The 3285-nt window shown below is 51.5% G+C and carries 4 protein-coding genes; 3 read left to right on the top strand and 1 reads right to left on the bottom strand.

Features of this window, described 5'->3' with window-relative positions; all coding sequences use genetic code 11:
* On the top strand, positions 1–210 hold a 210-nt coding region (locus tag H6F43_RS10465), incomplete at its 5' end, for an alpha/beta hydrolase (RefSeq protein ID WP_190342717.1).
* 165 nt (positions 211–375) lie between these two features.
* Positions 376–2055: an AarF/ABC1/UbiB kinase family protein gene (locus H6F43_RS10460; protein ID WP_190342716.1), complete on the top strand. Its 1680-nt coding sequence runs from the start codon at positions 376–378 to the stop codon at positions 2053–2055.
* Positions 2056–2148: 93 nt separating this feature from the next.
* Here the strand turns inward: H6F43_RS10460 and H6F43_RS10455 are convergent, their stop codons facing one another.
* A complete protein-coding gene (locus tag H6F43_RS10455; RefSeq protein WP_190342715.1) occupies positions 2149–2475 on the bottom strand; it encodes a YbaY family lipoprotein in 327 nt (108 codons plus the stop codon).
* Positions 2476–2836: 361 nt separating this feature from the next.
* Here H6F43_RS10455 and H6F43_RS10450 point away from each other — a divergent pair.
* Positions 2837–3285: amidase (locus H6F43_RS10450; protein WP_190342714.1), on the top strand; the 449-nt coding region annotated here is incomplete at its 3' end.

Below are 3285 nucleotides of genomic sequence, written 5' to 3'. Positions count from 1 at the left end.
ATCCATCGCGTGCAAACTCCGACTCTGGTGATGACGGGCGATCGAGACGAAACCATCCCGCTCTGGCACAGCGAAACCTACGCCAACCGAATTCCCAATGCCAAACTCGTCGTGTTTCCCGATGCCGATCATGCGCTGCCTCAGAAGTACGCCGATGAATTGGCGATGGCGATCGTGCCGTTTTTGCAGGCACTCCAACGTGAGGAATAAGAGAGCATGGAAGTAAGACACGATGAGCAACTAGGTCTATTCTTTCGTACGATCGCCCCCAGTCACCGTCAATTCGACTCGGTTAGGGACTGTACAGACGGCGATCTCGTCTATTGTGTTACTGAAGACTGTGGGCGGGTAAACTAAACCGAAATCGCTGCTCGTATGCTCAGAACCTTACCCTACAAGCCTCCCCGCTGGCAACGCTCCAAAAATTCCTTGCGAGCGCGTCAGACCGATATTGTTGTTTCGGCGGCGCAGTTCGGATTTTATTTATGGTTGGACAGCGCTGTTCCTCGTCGATCGCCGAGCCATCGGAACCGCCGAGCGCAGTGGCTTGTAGGGACGTTGCTGGATCTGGGTCCCACGTTCGTTAAGATTGGGCAAGCGCTGTCTACCCGCGCCGATCTGCTGCCGTTGGAATACGTGCAGGCGCTGGGGCAGCTTCAAGACCGGGTGCCAGAGTTCAGCGCAGACGAAGCCATTACCATCATTGAGTCAGAGCTTGGCAGCACGCTCTACACTCTGTACCGCGAGTTTGATCCGGTCCCGATCGCCGCTGCCAGCCTAGGGCAAGTTCACAAAGCGCGCCTGCATACCGGAGAAGACGTTGTTGTGAAGGTGCAGCGTCCCGGACTAGATGTCCTGTTTGATCTCGATTTTCGGGTGCTGGGGCGGCTGGTACGGTTCTGTCAGCGCTACTTACCCTGGACGAAGCAGTACGACATTGAAGCGATCTATCACGAGTTTTCCCAAATCCTCTATCAGGAAATTGACTACATTCAAGAAGCCATCAACGCCGATCGCTTCCGCCATAACTTTCGCGACTACCCCCGCATTCTTGCTCCCAAGGTCTACCCCAAGTACACCACCCGCAAAGTCTTGACCATGGAGTATCTGCCGGGAATTAAGATTAACGATCGCAAGAGCTTGGAAGCGTGCGGCATTAACGTTAAAGAAATCAATCAGCTTGGGATTTGCTCCTACCTGAAACAGCTTTTGCAGGACGGCTTTTTTCAAGCGGACCCGCACCCTGGCAATATGGCGGTGACGCAAGATGGCTGCTTGATCTTCTACGATTTCGGCATGATGGCAGAAATCAAGGGCGTCGATCGGGACCAGATGATCCAGACGTTCTTCGCCATCTTACGGAAAGACACCGATCAAGTTCTGGAAACGCTGACCACGATGGGGCTAATTGAACCCGTCTCGGATATGACCCCAGTACGGCGAGTGCTGCGGTTTGTCTTGGATAAGTTCACGGAGAAACCTGTTGAGCTGCAAGAGTTTAATCAGGTGCGCAAAGAGGTTTACGCGCTGTTTGAGCAGCAGCCGTTTCGCTTGCCTGCCAAGATGACCTTTATTCTCAAGGCGCTGACAACGTTAGATGGCGTTGCCCGAACGCTTGACCCCCACTACAACTTGATGGCCTGTGCAAAGCCGTTCGTCACTAGCCTCACCACTCTGAAGGGTCAAGGCAGCAGCCTTGGAGAACTCGCCAGACAAGCTAGGGAGTTTGTCGCCTATAAACTGCGTCAACCTAGCCCGATCGAACGTCTCGTTCTACGCTTGGAGGAGCGGCTAGAGCAGGGGGAGTTGCAGATTCGGGTGCGATCGCTCGAAACAGAGCGCGCCCTCCGCAGCATCCAGCTTGCTATCCGCAGCCTGCTCTATGCGTGCCTAGTAGGGTTTAGTTTGTTGTCCGGTGTCATTCTTCTGGTTGGCTCCTACCAGACGTGGGCGATCGTCGCGTTTGCGCTATCTGGGTTAGGAGCGCTGGCGCTGCTCCGCTCTGTGATTGACTTGGCGATTCGGAATCGACTCGATCGACTAACTGGCAGATAGGTGAACTGCGATGTAGTTCTAAGCGCTCCAAGACCTCCGAGGTTTGCAAACCGAAGGTCTAAACTCTCGACTATCACCGTAATATTTTCTACCCTACACAGGCTTAAGCAAGATGTTAACAATGCTGGGGTTTCCGCGTGTGAGAACAGGATAGGCTGACGCGTTACGAAACAGCACTTTGCCCTTAACCACAATCTGGGCTTGAATGGCGTAACTGCAATCCGCACAAATTTTTTTGCGATCGTAGTTCATCTGAAACGAAACTGGCGCTGAACCGAGGTTGCTCAAAATTTGTCTAGCAATCATTCCTCCAGAAGTGTCTTGGCGAGGGGACACATCTACCAGCGTTACGTAAGCAACTGCGTCAGGCGGCAACCGTGTTGTGGAGGGGTAAGTGAGTGTGCCAGATAGGTTTGCCAATGAAGCTAGTGAAGTCTGCGGGGCTGAAGCTGAAACAGTTTTACTGAAACTATTCCCGCTGAATAGAAGAGTCGTTAATAAAGCTGTGCTAAGTCCGATCGCTCTAATAAATTTAGATACTCTACTTGCTTTACGACTAATCAATCTGTCCTTCATAAACTCTTTGGCAAATCTTTTTTTACTCGATTAAAGGTATACCAAAAATTACCTGGCTGCTAACTCTGTGTCTGAGGTTACAAAAAATTTAAGCGAGATTAATTACGGTAATCCAGGCAACTAGGCGATGCAGATCTTTCTGCTACAGCAGTCATCTACCATGTTCAATCTATCGCAAACGGCTACGGAATCAGCGACCTTTTCTTTGACCACTGCGACTATTGCAGATGTCAATCAAGCATTTAAATCGGGTGCGTTAACGAGTTATGACTTAACACAGCTCTACGTCAGCCGGATTGCTGCCTACGACATTGAAGGTCCTGCGTTAAATTCGATCGCTTACCTGAATCCTAACGCCTTGGATGAAGCCGCAGAACTCGACGCCCTGCGAGCATCCGGCACCGTTTTAGGTCCACTGCATGGCATTCCTGTTCTGATCAAAGATTCGTTCAACGTCAAAGGACTGCCAACCAGCAACGGAGTAGAGGTACTCGAATCATTAATTGCGACAGAGGATGCATTCTCAGTTAAGCAACTGCGCGAGGCTGGGGCAATCATTCTCGGCAAGGCAAACATGAGTACATGGGCGTTTTCCTACGACGGCATTAGTGAGTCGTACGGGGCTGTGATTAACCCCTACGCCACCGATCGCAC

This window comes from Leptolyngbya sp. FACHB-36 (assembly GCF_014695955.1).
In the GTDB taxonomy this organism is placed as follows: Bacteria; Cyanobacteriota; Cyanobacteriia; order Leptolyngbyales; family Leptolyngbyaceae; genus FACHB-36.
Note: the sequence above shows the minus strand (reverse complement) of the source record. Positions and strands in the feature narration are given on the sequence as shown.